This is a genomic window from Streptomyces sp. NPDC007346 (genome assembly GCF_040703535.1).
Taxonomy (GTDB): domain Bacteria; phylum Actinomycetota; class Actinomycetes; order Streptomycetales; family Streptomycetaceae; genus Streptomyces.
In genome coordinates this window covers 19,981-36,777 of sequence record NZ_JBEYKR010000010.1, presented here as the reverse complement: position 1 = coordinate 36,777, position 16,797 = coordinate 19,981, and the positions used below count along the sequence as shown (strand labels likewise).

At 73.8% G+C, this 16,797-nt stretch carries 8 protein-coding genes; 2 read left to right on the top strand and 6 right to left on the bottom strand.

The window, feature by feature from the left end:
- Positions 1-77: 77 nt before the first annotated feature.
- The 3 genes from AB0917_RS05415 to AB0917_RS05405 form a co-directional block, all read right to left on the bottom strand.
- Positions 78-1,256 carry a 3-deoxy-7-phosphoheptulonate synthase gene (locus AB0917_RS05415; RefSeq protein WP_366818134.1) on the bottom strand — a complete coding sequence of 393 codons (1,179 nt, stop codon included), beginning with the start codon at positions 1,254-1,256 and terminating at the stop codon, positions 78-80.
- Between the two features lie 432 nt (positions 1,257-1,688).
- A complete protein-coding gene (locus AB0917_RS05410) occupies positions 1,689-2,909 on the bottom strand; it encodes an MFS transporter (RefSeq protein WP_366818133.1) in 1,221 nt (406 codons plus the stop codon).
- Between the two features lie 108 nt (positions 2,910-3,017).
- Positions 3,018-4,103, bottom strand: coding sequence for an alkene reductase (locus AB0917_RS05405; RefSeq protein WP_366818177.1), 1,086 nt, complete (start codon positions 4,101-4,103; stop codon positions 3,018-3,020).
- Between the two features lie 164 nt (positions 4,104-4,267).
- On the opposite strand from AB0917_RS05405, the gene AB0917_RS05400 reads away from it, so the two are divergent.
- The gene (locus AB0917_RS05400; protein ID WP_366818132.1) at positions 4,268-6,964 is read left to right on the top strand and encodes an AAA family ATPase; all 2,697 of its coding nucleotides are present in this window, start codon (positions 4,268-4,270) and stop codon (positions 6,962-6,964) included.
- A 518-nt stretch (positions 6,965-7,482) separates the two neighbouring features.
- A complete protein-coding gene (locus tag AB0917_RS05395; protein ID WP_366818131.1) occupies positions 7,483-9,285 on the top strand; it encodes a helix-turn-helix domain-containing protein in 1,803 nt (600 codons plus the stop codon).
- A 173-nt stretch (positions 9,286-9,458) separates the two neighbouring features.
- Here the strand turns inward: AB0917_RS05395 and AB0917_RS05390 are convergent, their stop codons facing one another.
- The 3 genes from AB0917_RS05390 to AB0917_RS05380 form a co-directional block, all read right to left on the bottom strand.
- Positions 9,459-10,685, bottom strand: coding sequence for a transposase (locus AB0917_RS05390; protein ID WP_366818130.1), 1,227 nt, complete (start codon positions 10,683-10,685; stop codon positions 9,459-9,461).
- A gap of 580 nt (positions 10,686-11,265) precedes the next feature.
- Entirely contained in the window at positions 11,266-12,480 is a 1,215-nt protein-coding gene (locus tag AB0917_RS05385) for a S8 family peptidase (RefSeq protein WP_366818129.1), read from the bottom strand.
- A 442-nt stretch (positions 12,481-12,922) separates the two neighbouring features.
- Entirely contained in the window at positions 12,923-16,699 is a 3,777-nt protein-coding gene (locus AB0917_RS05380; protein ID WP_366818128.1) for a BTAD domain-containing putative transcriptional regulator, read from the bottom strand.
- Positions 16,700-16,797: the final 98 nt, after the last annotated feature.

Genomic DNA, 16,797 nt, shown 5'->3' with positions numbered 1-16,797 from the left:
CACAGGTCCGTAGAGGGCGTACGCGTTCGCAGAGGCCCTACGACTCGGTCACGGACGCGCCCGGGTCGGTGCCCGGCTCAGCCGCGCCAGGCGGAGATGACCGAGACCGCCTGGGACGCGGTGAGCCGGGGGTCGCAGAAGCTCGTGTACTTCTCGCCGACCTGGTGGGCCAGGGTCTCGTTGCGCACGCACTCGGTCACGTCGTCGGGGGTGGTCTCCAGGTGGACGCCGGCGGCCGTGCCGTCGGCCGAGCGGACCGCGGTGAGGAAGCCGCGCACCTCCCGCTCGACCTGCTCCAGGTAGCGGGTCTTGAGCCCTTCGTCGGTGGTCACGGTGTTGCCGTGCATCGGGTCGCAGAGCCAGCTCACCGGGTGCCCGGCCGCCCGGACGGCCGCGACCAGGGTGGGCAGCCGCTCGCCGACCGTGTCCGCGCCCATCCGGGAGATGAGGGTGAGGCGGCCGGGCGTGCGGGAGGGGTCCAGCCGCTCGCACAGGGCGAGCAGGTCCGGGACGGTCATCGACGGGCCGACCTTGCAGGCCACCGGGTTGGCGATGGCGGAGAACAGCTCCACATGGGCCCCGTCCAGCGCCCGGGTGCGCTCGCCGATCCACGGCAGGTGGGTGGAGGCCAGCCACAGGGCACCCGAATCGTCCCGGCGGAGCATCGGCAGCTCGTAGTCGAGCAGCAGCGCCTCGTGGCTCGTCCACACCAGCGGGTCGATGGACCGGGCGGCCTCACGGCCGCCGCCGCCCCAGCCCAGGTGCCCCATCATCTCGTCCGCCGCGTCGTAGCCGGTCAGCAGCCGTGCCGGGTCGGGGATGCGGCCCTTGGGGGCGGGTTCGGGGCAGTTGACCATATGGCCCCGGTAGACCGGCAGTTCGACGCCGCCGATCCGTTCCGTCGGCTGCGATCGGGGCTTGGCGAACTGGCCGGCGATCCGGCCGATCCGCACGATGGGCTGGTGCGAGGCCATCTTCATGGCCCCGGCCAGCAGGTCGAGCACGGCGACCTTCCGGGCCACGTACCCCGCGCTGGACTCCATCGGGTCCTCGGCGCAGTCCCCGGCCTGGACCACTTGTGCCTCGCCCCGGGCCACCTGCGCGAGGACCTGCCTCAGGGCCTGGACGTCCTCGAACCGGACGAGGGCCCGTCGGCCTGACAGTGCTCTTCGCACGTCCTCCAGACGTTCGGCATCAGGCCACTCCGGCTGCTGGAGTGCGGGCCTGATCCGGATCTCGGACACGACGTTGTCCACTGGTGCCTCCACGGTCGCATGGCGCGAGCGGGGAACGCTCGCTGTCGGGTGTGAGTCGGTGCGGCGTCGGCGGGCCCGTCGGGGGCGGCGTAGGTGACGAGGCGGCGTCCGGGTCGTCCCGCGCCGCTCGGTACCGGTACGAACCGGGCCCGCGGGTCGGCAGGGGGCGGCCGTCCCGCCCTGGTCCGGGTACCGATCCTGGGCCGGATCCGGACGAGAGCCAACCAACGGCGGAGCAATTCGTCAGGTGACGCGGATTCCATCAGGTCTACCCGCGTCCAGCGGCACGGACTTGACGGATTACCCCCCGCGAACTCCTCCTGCTGTAACGGCAGTTGGCCCATGCGACCGTCGCGGGGCGGGGCTCGCCCGCACCACGGAAAGAGCCCCGGCACCAGGTGCCGGGGCTCCAGTCCTTGACTCTTCGAACGTCTACAGCAGCGAGACGATCGCCGGCCCGAAGGCCACACCGAGCAGGTAGCAGAGGTTGAACAGACCGATCGCGTGCGGCCGTTCCTCGTCGGGCACCGCCTTGGCGGAGTGCACCGCGAAGACACCCTGTCCGGAGGAGGCGGCGATCGAGGTGAGGGCCTGCGCGAGCAGCAGCAGGACCGCCACGGTGCTCACCGAGGCCAGCACCACCCCGACGGCGCTCAGGGCGACCAGGGTGATGACGACCGGCTGCCGGCCCACCTTGGCCGAGAGGGCGACCACCCCCCAGGAGAGCGCACCGCCCAGCAGCATCGGCCACACCATGGCCACGCCGATCTTGCCGCTCGACCACGAGGTGTGGTCCAGGAGGGCGTCGGCCACCGCGAACATCAGCCCGAAGTTGACCGCCGCGAGCACGAGGGCCAGCGCCGAGGAGATCAGGAAGACGGGGCTGCGTACCACCACCGCCGGCACGAACCCCTGCGGCCTGCGCCGCAGATGCCACACGAGCGCGGCGATCGTCAGCACCGAGAGGACCCCGGCGACCGCCGGGTAGTGCGGGACGAAGACCAGGGCCGTGACCACCGCGGTGAGCAGCGCCGCGCCCAGCCCGTCGAAGGCGGCGGTCGAGGTCGGCCTGGTGGAGACCCGCCCGATGACGACGAGCAGACCGATCAGGCTGAGCGCGGGCAGGGCGAGGACCGCCTGCCAGTTGATCGCGTCGTTGACCAGCGAGCCGACCAGCGGCCCGGTCGAGCCGACCACCGCGAGCGTGGCGGTGATGAACCCCATCGAGCGGGCCGTCCTCGTCAGGCTCATCGCGATGGAGGTGAGACCGGCGGTGCCCAGCGCCTGGAGCGCGCAACCGATGATGACGGCCGGCAGCACCGGGACGGTCAGCACCAGGAGTGCGCCGAGCAGCACCAGCGCCCCGCAGGCGCTGAGCGCGGCCCGTGCCCCGCGGTGCCGCAGCAGGCCGGTCATCAGGGGGGTGCCCACCGCGATGCCCCAGCCGAAGGCGGTCACGCCCCAGGTGACGGTTCCGGTGGTGGTGGACAGGTCGCGGGCGATGTCGTCCAGGACCAGTGCGGGGGCGGCGATGCCGAACGAGAGCGGTCCGGCCATCAACCCCAGCCAGTAGGTGGGGATACGGGGTGTGTCGGGTGCCGGGTCCGCGCCCTCGGGGCGCGCGGTGCCCGGACCCGCGAGAGAGTCACTCATCGTTCCTCGAAGGGGTGAGGGATGGGACGTACGTCGGCTCCGCCTGCGCGGGCCGGCACCGGAAGGGCTCGGTGGTGCCGGCGCGTCAGGCCGTCAACGGTCGGCCCATCAGGCAGACAGGGTGGGGTAGTCCGTGTAGCCGCGGTGGTCGCCGCCGTAGTAGGTGGCCGAGTCCGCCGTGTTGAACGGGCCGCCGACCCGGATGCGGCGCTGGAGGTCGGGGTTGGCGAGCCAGAGCGCGCCGAGGCTGACCGCGTCGGCGAGGTCGTCCTGAAGGACCTCCAGCGCGCTCTCGGCGTTCACGGGGCCCTCGGTGCCGGTCTTGTGCGGGTTGAGGATCAGCGTGCCCGGCCACTCGGCCCGGATCAGCTCGGTGACCTCGCGGTGGCCGAACTCCATGACGTGCACGTAGGCGAGGTCGTACGGCGCCAGCGCGCGGATCAGCGCGCGGTACAGCTCGGCCGGGTCGCTCTCGCTGATGCCCTCGATGGTGGATCCGGGGGAGATGCGGATGCCCACGCGCTCGGACCCGATGGCGTCGCTGACGGCCCGCGTGACCTCCTCGGCGAACCGCACCCGGTTCTCCAGCGAGCCGCCGTAGACATCGGTGCGGTGGTTGGAGCCGTCGGCGAGGAACTGGTGGATCAGGTAGCCGTTGGCCCCGTGCAGCTCCACCCCGTCGAACCCGGCGTCCACCGCGTACTTCGCGGAGGAGACGAAGTCCTCCACCGTCCGGGCGATGTCGTCCAGGGTCATCTCACGGGGGACGGGGTGGTCGACCATGCCGTCGGGGGTGAACATCTGCCCGCCGGTGGCGATGGCCGAGGGCGCGACCGGAAGGGCGCCGTCCGGGTAGAGGCTGGGGTGGCCGACCCGGCCGGAGTGCATGAGCTGGGCCACTATCCGCCCGCCCGCGGCGTGCACCGCGTCGGTCACGCGCCGCCAGGCCTCGGCCTGCTCCGGGGAGTGCAGACCCGGGGTGTCGATGTACCCCTGGCCGATCACGCTCGGCTGGATGGCCTCGGTGATGATCAGACCGGCCCCGGCGCGCTGGGCGTAGTAGTCGGCGGTGAGCGCGTTGACGGAGCGGTCCGCGGAGCGGCTGCGCGTCATCGGTGCCATCACCAGGCGGTTCGGCAGGGTCATCTTGCCCACTCGCAGCGGCGCGAACAGCTCGTCCATGGTCTCCTCCATCGTTGTGATCATCGGCGGGTGTCCTGATCACAACGGTAGGAGCGGCGCTCGCCCCGGGAATCCGTAGTCTCTACTGCTCCGGGTACGTATTCACGGGTACGTAACATGGGACCGTATACCGATGGCATGCGGTCTGATCTTGGAGCGGGTGGAGGGGGACGTCGGTGCTGTACGGGCGAACCACCGAACAGGAGCGACTGGCACGGCTGGTGGCCGGGGCCCGTGCCGGATACAGCGGTGCTCTTCTGGTGCGCGGCGAGGCGGGTATCGGCAAGACGGCCCTGCTCGACTGGCTCGCCGAGACGGCGGTCCAGGACGGCGGGGACGACAACCGCGAGCTGCGCATCATACGGGTCACCGGCATCGAGCCGGAAGCGGATCTGGCCTTCGGCGGCCTCGTCCAGCTGCTGTGGCCGGTGCAGGACCGCCTGAACGCGCTGCCCGAGCCGCAGGCCGCGGTCTTACGGGCGGTCCTGGGCACCGGCCAGGAGCAGCGGGGACCGGACCGCTTCATCACCGGGCTCGCGGTGCTCACCCTCCTGGCGGACCTCGCCGAGGACGGGCCGGTGCTGTGCCTGGTCGACGACGCCCAGTGGCTGGACCAGGCCACGGCCGAGGCCCTGCTGTTCGCCGCCCGCCGGCTCGCTGCCGAGGGCGTGGCGATCGTGCTGGCCGGCCGGGACGACGGCTTCACCGCCCCGGGCATCCCCGAACTGCGGCTGCCCCGCCTGAACTTCGAGGACTCCTCGCGTCTCCTGGCCGACCGGGGCAGAGCCCCCGCGCTGCGCTCCCAGATCATCACCGAGTCCGCGGGCAACCCGCTCGCGCTCATCGAATTCGACTCCGCACTGCGTGACCGGCCGCACCAGCACGTCCCTCTGCCGGTCGCGGACCGCGTGTTCTCGGCCTTTCGTCAGCAGATCGGCAGACTGCCGGAACGCACCCGGCTGATGATGCTCGTCGCGGCGGCCGAGGGGCGGGGCGACCTGCCCCTGCTGCTGCGGGCCTCGGAGCTGCTGGGCGTGGGCCTCGGCGACCTGGAGGAGGCCGAGCGGGCCTGCCTGATGTACGTCATGGACGGGACCGTCACCTTCCGGCACCCGCTGATCGCCTCGGCCACGTACCAGGGGGCGGTGCTCGCCCGCCGGATGGCCGTGCACCGGGCCCTGGCCCAGGCCGCGGAGGACCCCGACTGCCGCGCCCGGCACCTGCTGGCGGTGGCCCACGGGCCCGACCAGGAGGTGGCCCTGGAGCTGGCCGCGGCGGCCGGCCGGGCCCAGGGCCGTACCGCCTACGCCGCGGCCTCCGGCCTGTACGGGCACGCCGCCCGGATCAGCACCGACGCCCGGCAGCGCGCCGCCTGGCTGGCCGACGCGGCCGCGCTCGCCCTCGCCGCGGGCCACGCCGCGCAGGGGGGCCGGCTCGCCGAGGAGGCCGACCCGTTGACGGACGACCCGGCCGTCGGGGCCAAGATCGCCTCGGTGCGGGCGGCGGTCGTCTACGAGCTGGGCGACCAGAGCGAGGCCGCCCACGGGCTGCTGGCCCGCGTCGGGGACGCCGCCACCCCCCGGACGGCCGGCCTGATCCGTACCGCCGCCGCCTACGGCTGGCTGGCCGGCGACGGGGACGCGGTGCGCGCCGCGGCCGGCCGGCTCGCGGCGGGCGGGTGCACCGATCCGCTGGTCGAGGGGGTGGAGCGGCTCTGCGAGGACGACGCCGAGCACGGACTGCCGCTGCTCGCCCGGTTCCTGGACCAGCGGCTCGACGCACCCGACACCCGTGACGTCGAGGAGCAGGCCGTGCGGATGCTCGCGCTCACCTGCGGCACGATCCTCGGCGACGACGAGGCCGCACTCGACCTGGCCGCGGCGGAGGTGCGGTGGTGCCGCTCGCAGGCCCTGATCGGTGAACTCCCGTACGCGCTCGACGTCCTGGCCCAGAACCAGGTCCTGGCCGGACGCCACCGGGACGCCGAGGCGGCGGTGACGGAGGCCGAGGAGATCGCCCGGGACACCGGGATGCGCCGGCGCCTGGCCCGGCTGGGCGCGGTGCGCGCGCGGATCGCCGCCGTCGAGGGCGACGCCCAGCGCGTCCGCGAACTCACGGACGCCACCCCGGCGGCGCTGCGCACCGGGGTGGACTGCGCGGGCGTCCTGCTCGACCTGGGCCTCGGCGACTTCGACTCGGCCCTCACCCGGCTGGGCCCGCCGCCGCCCGGCCCCGAGCGGTACACCTGGCTGTCCCTGTCCACCGCCGCGGACCAGATCGAGGCGGCGGTGCGGCTCGGGCAGCCGGAGCGCGCCGAGGAGGCGATGCGCCACTTCGAGAACTGGGCCCGAGCCGGGGCGCGGCCCCAGGCGTCGGCGACCACCGCGCACTGGGCGCAGGCGGTGGTCCTGCGGTGCCGGGCGCTCCTGAGCGACCGGCCGGAGCACTACACGCAGGCGCTGCACCTGCACGAGAGATCCGGCCGGCCCTTCGAGCGGGCCCGCACCGAGCTCCTGTACGGTGAGTGGCTGCGCCGGGCCCGGCGGCGCAACGAGGCGCGCGGCGTGCTGCGTTCGGCGATGGCCACCTTCGAGCGGCTCCAGGCGAAGCCCTGGATGCGGCGGGCCGGCGCCGAACTCCAGGCGTCCGGGGAGCACATGGTGACCGCGCGCATGCTGGCCGACAACCTGATCGACCGGCTCACCCCGCAGGAGCTCCAGGTGGTGCGGCTCGCCAAGGACGGCAGCAGCAGCCGGGAGATCGCCGCGCAGCTCTTCCTCAGCCCGCGCACGGTCGAGCACCACCTCTACAAGGCCTATCCGAAGCTCGGCGTGGGCTCGCGCCAGGAACTCGTACTCCTCGACCTGACCTGACCCGGCCTGACCCGACCTGATCTGACCTGACCCGGCCTGATCTCTCCACCGGAAGAACACACGGCTCCGACGGTTTCTACGGAAAGTGTTCACTTTCCCGTACTATTCCGTCGCAAGCCGTCGTGGGCCACTGCCCCGACCCCCTGGTACGCGCCCCACAAGGGCGCCCGGCCACCGCTGACCCCGCCCGCGAACAAAGCGGAAAGTGTGCTGCCCACCACTCCGAGCCGTTCTACGGTGCTCGGACCACCTCCCCCTGAAGATCAGGGGACATTACGCTTCTGAGCGGTGCAGGAGGCGGAGTGGCGACGCGACCGCGTGGGCCGCACCAGGGCCGCTGACCAGAGACGTTGCCGGGCCGCACAACGGGGGATCACGTGTTGAGACACGAAGCTGAGGCGAACGTCGACGCCGTAGCCGTACTGGAGTTATTGGCCTCCGACGCACCGCCCGACCGATTCGAATCGCTCCTTACCCGGGCCCGTTCCGCGGGAATGCCGGGACCGCAATTGGACCGATTGGAAAATGCGCGGAAGCTTGGCCTCCACATCTATTCCCAGCTCGACCGCCGCCAGCAGCGCGAATCCAGTCTGTCGGCGCTGGTGGACATCGCCCGCGAGCTGTCCGCCCCCTGCGACCTCAAGACGCTCCTCAAGGTGACCACCCGCCGGGCCCGGATGCTGCTCGGCGCGGACATCTCCTACATCACCCTGCTCACCTCGCAGAAGGGCACCGCCCGGGTCGAGGCCAGTGACGGGCATGTGTCCTCGTTCCACGTGGGGATGCTGATCCCGCACGGGGCCGGGAGCAGTGACGTCCTGAACACCTCGGCGCCCTTCTGGAGCGCGGACTACCTCGGCGACGCGCGTTTCCCCCACCACGAGCGGCTGGACGAGATGGTGCGGGCGGAGGAGCTGCGCGGCATCATGGCCGTCCCCCTGTGCCACGGCAGCGGGCCGTTCGGGGTGCTGCACGTCGCCGACCGCGAGCCCCGCCACTTCTCCGCGGACGAGGTGTCCCTGATGAGTTCGCTGGGCGATCTCGCGGGCGCCGTCATCGAGAAGGCGTGGCTGATGGACCGGACCGCCGCGGAGGTGGAGAGGCTGCGGCGGCGCACCGAGGAGGCGGAGGCCGGCCACCGGCAGTGGCAGGAGGTCGGTGACATCCACGAGGTCCTGATGTCCCAGGTGCTCTCCGGGTGCGACCTGCAGAGCCTGGCCGAGGAGGCGGCCGACGGCCTCGGCGGCGTACTGACGATCTGCGCGGGCGACGGCACGGTGCTGGCCGGCACCCGGCTCGACGACGAACTCCTCATACCCCGGGCGATGATGGACGCGCACGCCGCCGGCAGGGCGGTCCGGGTCAAGAGCTCCCTGTGGGCGGCCCCGGTCATGATGGGCGACGAGAACCTGGGCGCGGTGCTGCTGCGCGCCGAACGCCCGCTGTGGGAGTCCGGCGTCCGGCTGCTGGGCCTGGTGGCGCAGGCCATCGCCGTCCTGATGCTGCGGCAGAACAGCCACGGCATCATGCTGGAGAGCCAGGCCCGCGACGGCTTCCTGGACGACCTCGTCAACCGCACCCGCACCACGCGGGAGCTGGACCGGCGGGCCCGGAAGCTGGGCGTCGCCCTGGAGGAGTCGTACGTCGTCGTGGTCGCCAGCCCGGTCGGCGACGCCCGGCGCAAGGCGATGATCTGGGCCTCCTCCTACGCGCACCGCAACGACGGGCTCAAGTCGGAGCAGGCGGGCCGGGTGGTCTTCCTGCTGCCCGGCACCGACCCGGCCGAGGTCGCCCGCGAGGTGCACAACGACCTCTCCCCGCTGCTCAGGCACCTGGTGACGGTCAGCGCCGCCGGCCCGGTCTCCGGCGCGGGCCCCATCCACCGCAGCTACCTGGAGGCGCTGCGCTGCCTGGAGGTGATGTCCGCGCTGGGCCTGTCCGGCCGGTCGGCCGCCGCGTCCGAGCTGGGGTTCCTCGGGCTGCTGGTCTCCGACGACCATGACGTGGACGCGTTCATCGACTCGGTGATCGGCCCGGTGGCCCGCTACGACGACCAGCGGCTCACCCAGCTGACCGAAACGCTGGAGGCCTTCTTCAACGCCTCCGGCTCCCCCACCCACGCGGCACAGACGCTTCACGTGCACCCCAATACCGTCGCCCGCCGGCTGGAGAGGGTCAGCGAGCTGCTGGGCGAGGGGTGGCAGCACCCCGACCGGGCCCTGGAGGTCCAACTCGCCCTGAAACTCCGGCGGATGCGCTCCGCCCTGATGGGACCGGAACCACACCCCGGCAGCTCCCGGCCCGGCGGGGACGGTGAGTGAACCACCCGATCGGCCACGTCCCCACCGATCGGGCCGGGCCGACGGGGACGGTGAGTTGGCCGTCCGATCGGCCGCGCCACCGCCGACCGGGCCGGGCCGGGCTGACCGGGACGGTGAGTGAACCGTCCGATCGGCCGCGTCCCCGCCGAACGGGCCGGCCACCGGTCTGGGCCTCAGCACAGGACGCGGGCCCCGTCGCCCATCCGGCTGAGGGCGACGACGGTGTGCGCGGCCGACGCGAGGGTGACGTGGCGGTGCCAGCCGGCGAAGGAGCGCCCCGTGTAGTCGCGGATGCCCACCCGCTCGGCGATCTCCCGGAAGTCGTGGTCCACCCGGTCGACGAGCCGGGTGAGCCGCAGGAGTTCGGTGGGCGCGAGGTGCGTGATGTTCGTCAGCCACAGCTCGGCGGGCCAGGCCCGCCCCTGCTCGCCCACCCCGAGCAGCACCAGGTCGCCACCGTGGCGGCCCGGAACCCGCACCGGACTCGCCAACCGGGCCCGGACCGCCGCGACCAGGCCCCTGCGGGCCGGGCTCCCCGGACCGTGACCGCGCCAGGCCACCGGCCGGCGCAGCTCCCGGGCGGCCGCCATGATCTGGTGCCCGGTCGACGCCGCGATCCGGCCGCGGAGCAGCGGGTCGGTGACGTCCAGCCGGGTGTTGCCCGGCACCCGGGCCAGCACCTGCACGCCCGCCGCGTGGTACGACCGCACGGTGGCCGCCGCGTCCGCGGCGTCGGCGGCGTGGCCGTCGAGCACCACCGGGCGCTCCGGCAGACCCCAGTCCCGCATCATGCCCAGGTAGGCCTCGTGGGCGCAGTCGGCAGGCGACTCCGGGGCCACGGTGTCCGGTATGGACGCCTGCGTCCGGCGGGCACCGTCCTCCAGCCAGGCGTCGGAGAGGTGCAGACGCCAGTTGACGGGGAAGCTGCCGGCCTCGGAGGCGGCCCACACCCCCACCGCGTGCTGGGCGTTGAGCACCTGACCCGTGTACGGGAGGAACTGGCGCTCCACCCCGACCGAGTTCTCGCCGGCCTTGGGGATGACCATGGACCGCACGACCCACGCCTGGGCCGGGGCCACCCGCACCACGTGCTCGGCCAGGGCGCGGCGGACCGGTGACCAGCCCCAGGTGGAACTGGCCACGAAGTGGTGCAGGCTCTGCTCCGTGGCGCTGCCGCCCAGGACGGCGGCGATGTTCCGTATCGACTTGCGGCCCTCCGCCGCGATCAGCGCCTGGAGGTAGTGCATGCCCCGCCGGCGCTGGTCGCTGCGCGGCAGGGAGAGGAACAGGCGTGCTCCGAGTTCGCCGAGCACGATGTCTTCCGCCCCGGACGCGTCGAGCGCCAGGCGGTGCTGCTCGCCCGATGATCGGTTGTCTGTGTAAAGAGCAGCAGAACTCATCCCTGTACCTTCCTCTTCGGCGGCGCTTCTGGGGCCTTCGTGGACCACGGTGCGGGCCGGACGGGTGACATGCCTAGGTGCTCCGGACACCGGCTTGCCCGCCGATGCGGTGCTCGGTGCACCGGCGCCTCAATTCGGCTGGGGAGGCTGCGACCTGGGGCATGTGCCAGGGGGTGGTGAGGCACCACACGCCCCGTCCGTAACACGCGAACGGCACAGCGGCAGCCCCTCGACCGGCCGCATCACCGCACCACAGACCGCATGGCCCCCGGGTGTGCCCGGACCCCTTGTACGGAGCGTGACCTTCCGCATGGCCCGCTCACCCTGCGTACGCCCTGCTGTGCGGCCTGTGCGGCCTGTGCGTCCTGCTGTGTGTCCTGCTGTGTGTCCTCCGGGACGACGTGTGGCCGGTGACCGTGCGGGGAGGTCGCTCCCCGCACGGCCACCGGCCGTTGAGCACCGGGTCAAGGCGCTATCGCGTCACGCGTCACCGCGTTGTCGCGTCACTGCTGTCACTGCTGTCACTGCTGTCACTGCTGTTACGGCTTCACCGCTGTCACGGCTTCACGGCTTCACGGCTTCACGGAACGAGCTTGAGCAGCTTGTTCGGGGAGCCGGTTCCGACGCCGCTGAGGACGTTGTTGGTCGCGCCGTTCACGAGGGCGTTGCCCACGGCGGCCGGGGAGGCGCCGGGGTGGTTCGTCAGGTAGACCGCCGCCGCGCCGGCGACGTGCGGCGCCGCGAAGGACGTGCCGTTGCCGGTGTAGGTCGCGGTGTCCGAGGTGGCCCAGCCGGCCGTGATGTCGGAGCCCGGCGCGAAGAGGTTCACCAGGGGCCCGTAGTTGGAGTAGCTGGCCCGCGCGTCGGTGCGGGTCGTGGCGCCGACGGTGAGCGCGGTCTCCACCCGGGCGGGCGAGTAGTTGGAGGCCGGGGCGTTGGAGTTGCCGGCCGCGATGGAGTACGTCACTCCGGCCGCGATCGACCGGCGTACCGCGCTGTCCAGGGTGGTGCTGACCCCGCCGCCGAGCGAGACGTTGGCGACGGAGGAGGAGGTGCGGTTGGCGGTGATCCAGTCGACGCCCGCGATGACCCCGGCGGTGGTGCCGGAGCCGCTGTTGTTGAGGACCCGGACGGCGACGATCCTGGCCTTCTTCGCCACGCCGTACCGGGTTCCGGCGGCGGTGGTGGCGACGTGCGTGCCGTGGCCGTTGCCGTCCTGCGCGACGGCGTCGTTGTCGACGAAGTCCCAGCCGTTCACGGCCCGGCCGGCGAGGTCCTGGTGGGTGATGCGCACGCCGGTGTCCAGGACGAAGATGGTGGTGTTGCCGCCGGCGGAGTCCGGATAGGTGAACGTGCCGTTCAGCGGCAGGTTCGTCTGGTCGATCCGGTCGAGGCCCCAGGGCGCGTTGGTCTGGGTGGCGGTCGAGTGGACCTTCTGGTCCTGCTCGACCGAGGCGACCGCCGGGTCGGCGGCGAGCCGCTTGGCCTGGGCGCTGCTGAGCTTGGCGGCGTACCCGTTCAGCGCCGACGTGTAGGTGCGCTCGATCTGACCGCCGTAGCCCGCTATCAGCTTCTTGCCCTGCGTCGCGGAGGCGCTGAACCCGGCCGCCTCCTTCAGCGTGACGATGTAGCTGCCGGGGACCGCCTCGACCGCTCCCGCGTGCAGGATTCTGCCCTCGGGCGCGGGGGCCGCCTGCGCCGGTAAGGCCGCTCCTGCTCCGACCGCGAGAGCCAAGGTCGTGGCGGCGGCGATCGCTCCGGCGATCCTTCGCTTGGTGGTGCGCACTGCTGCCATGAAGAAATCTCCTCGAACGGTGGCGCGCGGGGGTTCACGCGCCGGGGGATGCGGCGTACGGGGTTTCGTCCGCCGCATCCGACGATGGCGGCGTGCGACGGGGCGGAGCAAGGGCGCCTCGGTGGATGTCATGCCCGCGACACAGAGTTGACTGGACGTCAACTCCCTTTACACACACGGCAATACAGCCGTCACACACAGTGCATGAACGGTGCCGTGGGGCCGCCGATCACGTCAGGTGGGGCCGTGGTATGGGCAGGCGGCGGTCGCCTCTCGCCCGCCGGCACGGGCTCCCCATCGGCCTTCGGGCCCTCCTCGGCTGCGGGGGCCGCGCGGGTCTGCCTCAGCCGCGTATCGGTCAGCGCCCCTGGCCTCGCCCCGGCCCCGGCTCCGGCTCCGGCACTGGCACTGGCACTGGCTCCGGGTCCGGCTACGGCTACGGCTACGGGGAACGTTGGGGACGGGCTCGGTGGACCGCCTCCTCCGGGTCCAGCCGGGCGCCGCTCCCGTACGCCTCCGCGAACGCTTCCGCCCCCAGCGTGGCCCGTGCCGCCTCGGTGACGCGGTCGACGTCGGCGCGTTCTGCGGGCGGCAACGGGGCTCCGGCCCGGCGGCGGGCGGCCGCCGCCGCGCCCAGGAGGACGGCCGCGCGGGTGGCGGCGGAAGCGTGGCCGGGCAGGGCCGCCGCTCCGGCGAGGCCCTCCAGGGAGAGGGCCAGGGCGCGCGGCTCGGCGAGGGCGCGGGCGACCTCCAGGCCCTCCAGGTGGCGGGCCGCCGCCGTACGCGCGTCGCCGCGCAGCTCGGCGACGAAGCCGAGCTCGGCCAGGAGCAGGTGGTCGCCCGCCCGGGAGGAGACGTCGGCGTAGCCGTCGCGGATGTGGAGCAGGTGGGCCTCGGCCCGGTCGAGGTCGCCCGAGCGGCGGGCGCCGAGGGCGAGGCCCATCTCGGAGTGGATCTCGCCGTACTTGTAGCCCTGTACGGCGGCGATCCGGCGCGCCTGTTCGTGCAGGTCGCGGGCGCGGTCCCAGTCGCGGGCCAGCAGCGCGAGCCGGCCGAGCCCGGAAAGCCGCGCGGACACCTCCGCCTCGAGCCCCAACTCCCGTGCCATCCGGAGCCCTTCGTGCTGCCGGCGCTCGGCGTCCTCGTACGCGCCCTTGATCTCGGCCAGCGCGGCGAGCGGGGAGACGGTCTGCAACTCGCCCCATCGGTCGCCCAGTTCGCGGAAGAGCAGAGCGCTGCGCGTCCCGTCGCGGCCGAGCCCGGTGAGGTCGCCGCAGACCAGCGCGAGCGTCGCACGCAGGCCGAGAGCGGCGGCGGTGCCCCACTGGTCCCCGGCGGCGGCGAACAGGGCGAGGGCACGGGCGTTCAGCTCGCCGCTCCCGGCCGTGTCACCCGCGCTGAACAGGCCGTACGCACAGAGCCAGAGCGCGCGGGCCCGGCGCACGGGGTCGGGGACGGCGTCGGCGGTGGCGGCGACGGCAGCGGTGGCTGTGGCGGTGGTGGGGGCGGTCGTGGCCGTGGCGGGGGCTGTGGCGGGGGCGGTCGTGGCCGTAGCGGTGGTGGGGGCGGCTGTGGCCGTAGCGGTGGTGGGGGCCGTGGTCGTGGCGGTGATGCCGTGGCCTTCCGCCCTGGTGGCGGCTGCGGTGTGGTCGCCGGTGAGCAGGGCGAAGACCGTGTGCAGCAGGGCGAGTTCGGGTGGCGCCCCGACGCCGGGACCGGGGCCGGGGTCCGAGCCGGGCCCGGGGCGGGGGCCGGGGCCGGGGCCAGGGTCCGAGCCGGGACCGGGGCGGGGACCGAGGCCGGGGCCAACGCCGTCGTAGACGTCGGGGTCGGCGTCGGCGTCGGCGTCGGCGTCGGTCGGCTCCACGGGTGTGGACGTCACGGCCAGCGCTGCGCCCAGGCTGCGGCGGGCTTCCGTGAGGCGGCCGCGCAGCAGCCACCACCAGGCGAGGGCGGTGGCCAGCCGGACCGCCTCCTGCGGCTCCCCCGCCCCCGCGCGGCGCACCGCCTCGTCGAGCGCCGCGCGCAGGTTGCCGGCCTCCGCGTCCAGGCGGGCCAGCCAGGGCCGCTGCCCGGCGCCGCGCAGCTGGGGCTCGGCGTGTTCGGCCAGCGCCCGGTAGTGGCGCAGATGGCGGTCCCGTACGGCGGTAAGGTCCTCCATCTCGTGGAGCCGCTCGGTCGCGTACGCGGCGACGGACTCCAGGAGCCGGTAGCGGGGGCCGGTGGGCCCGTCCCCCACGACCACCAGGGAGCGGTCGACCAGCCGGGTGACGAGGTCGAGCACCTCGCCCCGGGCGACCCCGTCCCCCGCGCAGACCGCCTCGGCTGCGGCCAGGTCGCAGCCGTCGCTGTGGGCGGCGAGGCGGCGCAGGACGATGCGTTCGGGCGCGCTGAGCAACTCCCAGCTCCAGTCGATCACCGCCCGCAGGGTCTGCTGGCGGGCCGGAGCACCACGCTGCCCGAAGGTCAGCACCCGGAAGCGGTCGTTGAGCCGGGTCGCCAACTCCCGTACTCCCAGGGCCCTAACGCGGGTGGCGGCCAGCTCCAGCGCGAGCGGGATGCCGTCCAGGCGGCGGCAGATCTCGGTGACGGCCCGGCGCTCGGGCTCGTCCGGGGCGTCCGGGTCGCGCGGGAAGCCGGGGGTGGCGGCGGCGGCCCGCTCCATGAACAGCCGGACGGCGTCGGCGGGCGGCAGCGGCTCGACCAGGAACATCGCCTCGCCCGCCAGGCCGAGCGGCTCCTGCCCGGTGGCGAGAACCCGCAGACCGGGGGCGGTACGCAGGAGGAGGTCGGTGAGTTCGGCGGCGGCGTCGACGACGTGCTCGCAGTTGTCCAGGACCAGCAGGGTGAGGCGGTCGCGCAGGGCGGCGGCGAGGCGGTGCGGGAGGGAGGGGGCCCCGGCGCCGGTGCCCGGTAGCGAGCGGGGGGCGTCGTCCCGGATGCCGAGGGTGGCGGCGACGACCTGGGCCAGGTCGGCGGGGGTGCCGGCGCGGATGCCGGAGAACTCGACCAGCCATATCCCGTCGGCCAGTTGGCCCCCGTGCGCGCTGTCCCGTTCGGTGGTCGCCGCTGCCACGGCCAGCCGGGTCTTACCGACGCCCCCGGGGCCGGTGAGGGTCACCAGCCGTGTGTCGGCCAGGAGTTGGGAGAGGTCGTGGAGCGCCTGACGGCGGCCGACAAGGGGGGTGAGGGGGGCGGGGAGGTTGGAGTGGGGGATGGGAGTGGGGGTGAGGGCGGCGGGGGCGCTGGTGGTGGAGGGGGCGAGGGGGCTGGGGGTGGAGGAGGCGAAAGGGCCGGTGGTGGAGGGGGCGGGCGCCGTGCCCTGTGCGGGTCGGTGGTCCGGTGCCGCGTCCCGCGCCGGTTGCCGGTCCGGTGCCGCGCCCCACACCGGTTGCCGGTCCGGCGCCGCGCCCCGCGCCCGTACGCCGTCCGGCGGTCCCGCGTGGTCGTGACCCGATGCCCCGTACGCGTACGCCCTCGTGCTCAGCCCCGGCTCCTGGCGCAGCACCGCCCGGTGCAGCGCGGCCAGTCCGGGGCTCGGGTCGACCCCCAGCTCACCCACCAGCCGGGCGCGCAGCTCCTCGTACGAGGCGAGTGCCTCGCTCTGGCGGCCCGCCGCGTACAGGGCCCTCATCTGGACGGCGCGCAGGCGTTCGCGCAGCGGGTGGAGTGCGACGAGGTCGGCCAGTTCCCCGGTGAGGAGCGCGTGGTCCCCCGCCTCCAGGCGCGCCTCCGCCTGGTCCTCCAGCACGGAGAGCCGCTGCTCGGCGAGGCGGTGGGCGGCCGCCCGTACGAAGGGGCCGTCCGCGAAGTCCGCGTACGCCGGTCCGCGCCACAGCTCCAGGGCCTCGGTCAGCAGCGCGGCCCGCGCGTTCGGGTCCTGGAGGGGGCGGGCCTTCGTCACCAGGGCCCGGAACCGTACGGCGTCCACCTCGTCGCCGCCCGCCTCGAACCGGAGCCGGTAGCCGGGGGGTTGGCGCACCACCCGGTCGCGGCCGATGACCCGGCGCAGCTGGGAGACCTTGGCCTGGAGGGCGCCCGCGGGTCTGCCCGGAGGCGCGTCGCCCCACAGGTCGTGGATGAGCCGGTCGGCGGAGACCGGTCCCCCGTCGTTCGCGAGCAGGTCCGCCAGCAGGGCCCGGACCTTGGCTTCGGGGACTCTGACTTCCCGCCCCTCGCCGTCCCACACCACCAGTGGCCCGAGCACCCCAAACCGCATAGGCGCCACCGTACAGGTCGGCAGAACCGGCGTTCGGGGCTCCGCGCGCCTCGGCCCCGGCCGTCAGCCGACCGCAAGGTTTCCCGAAGGTTCCCCGA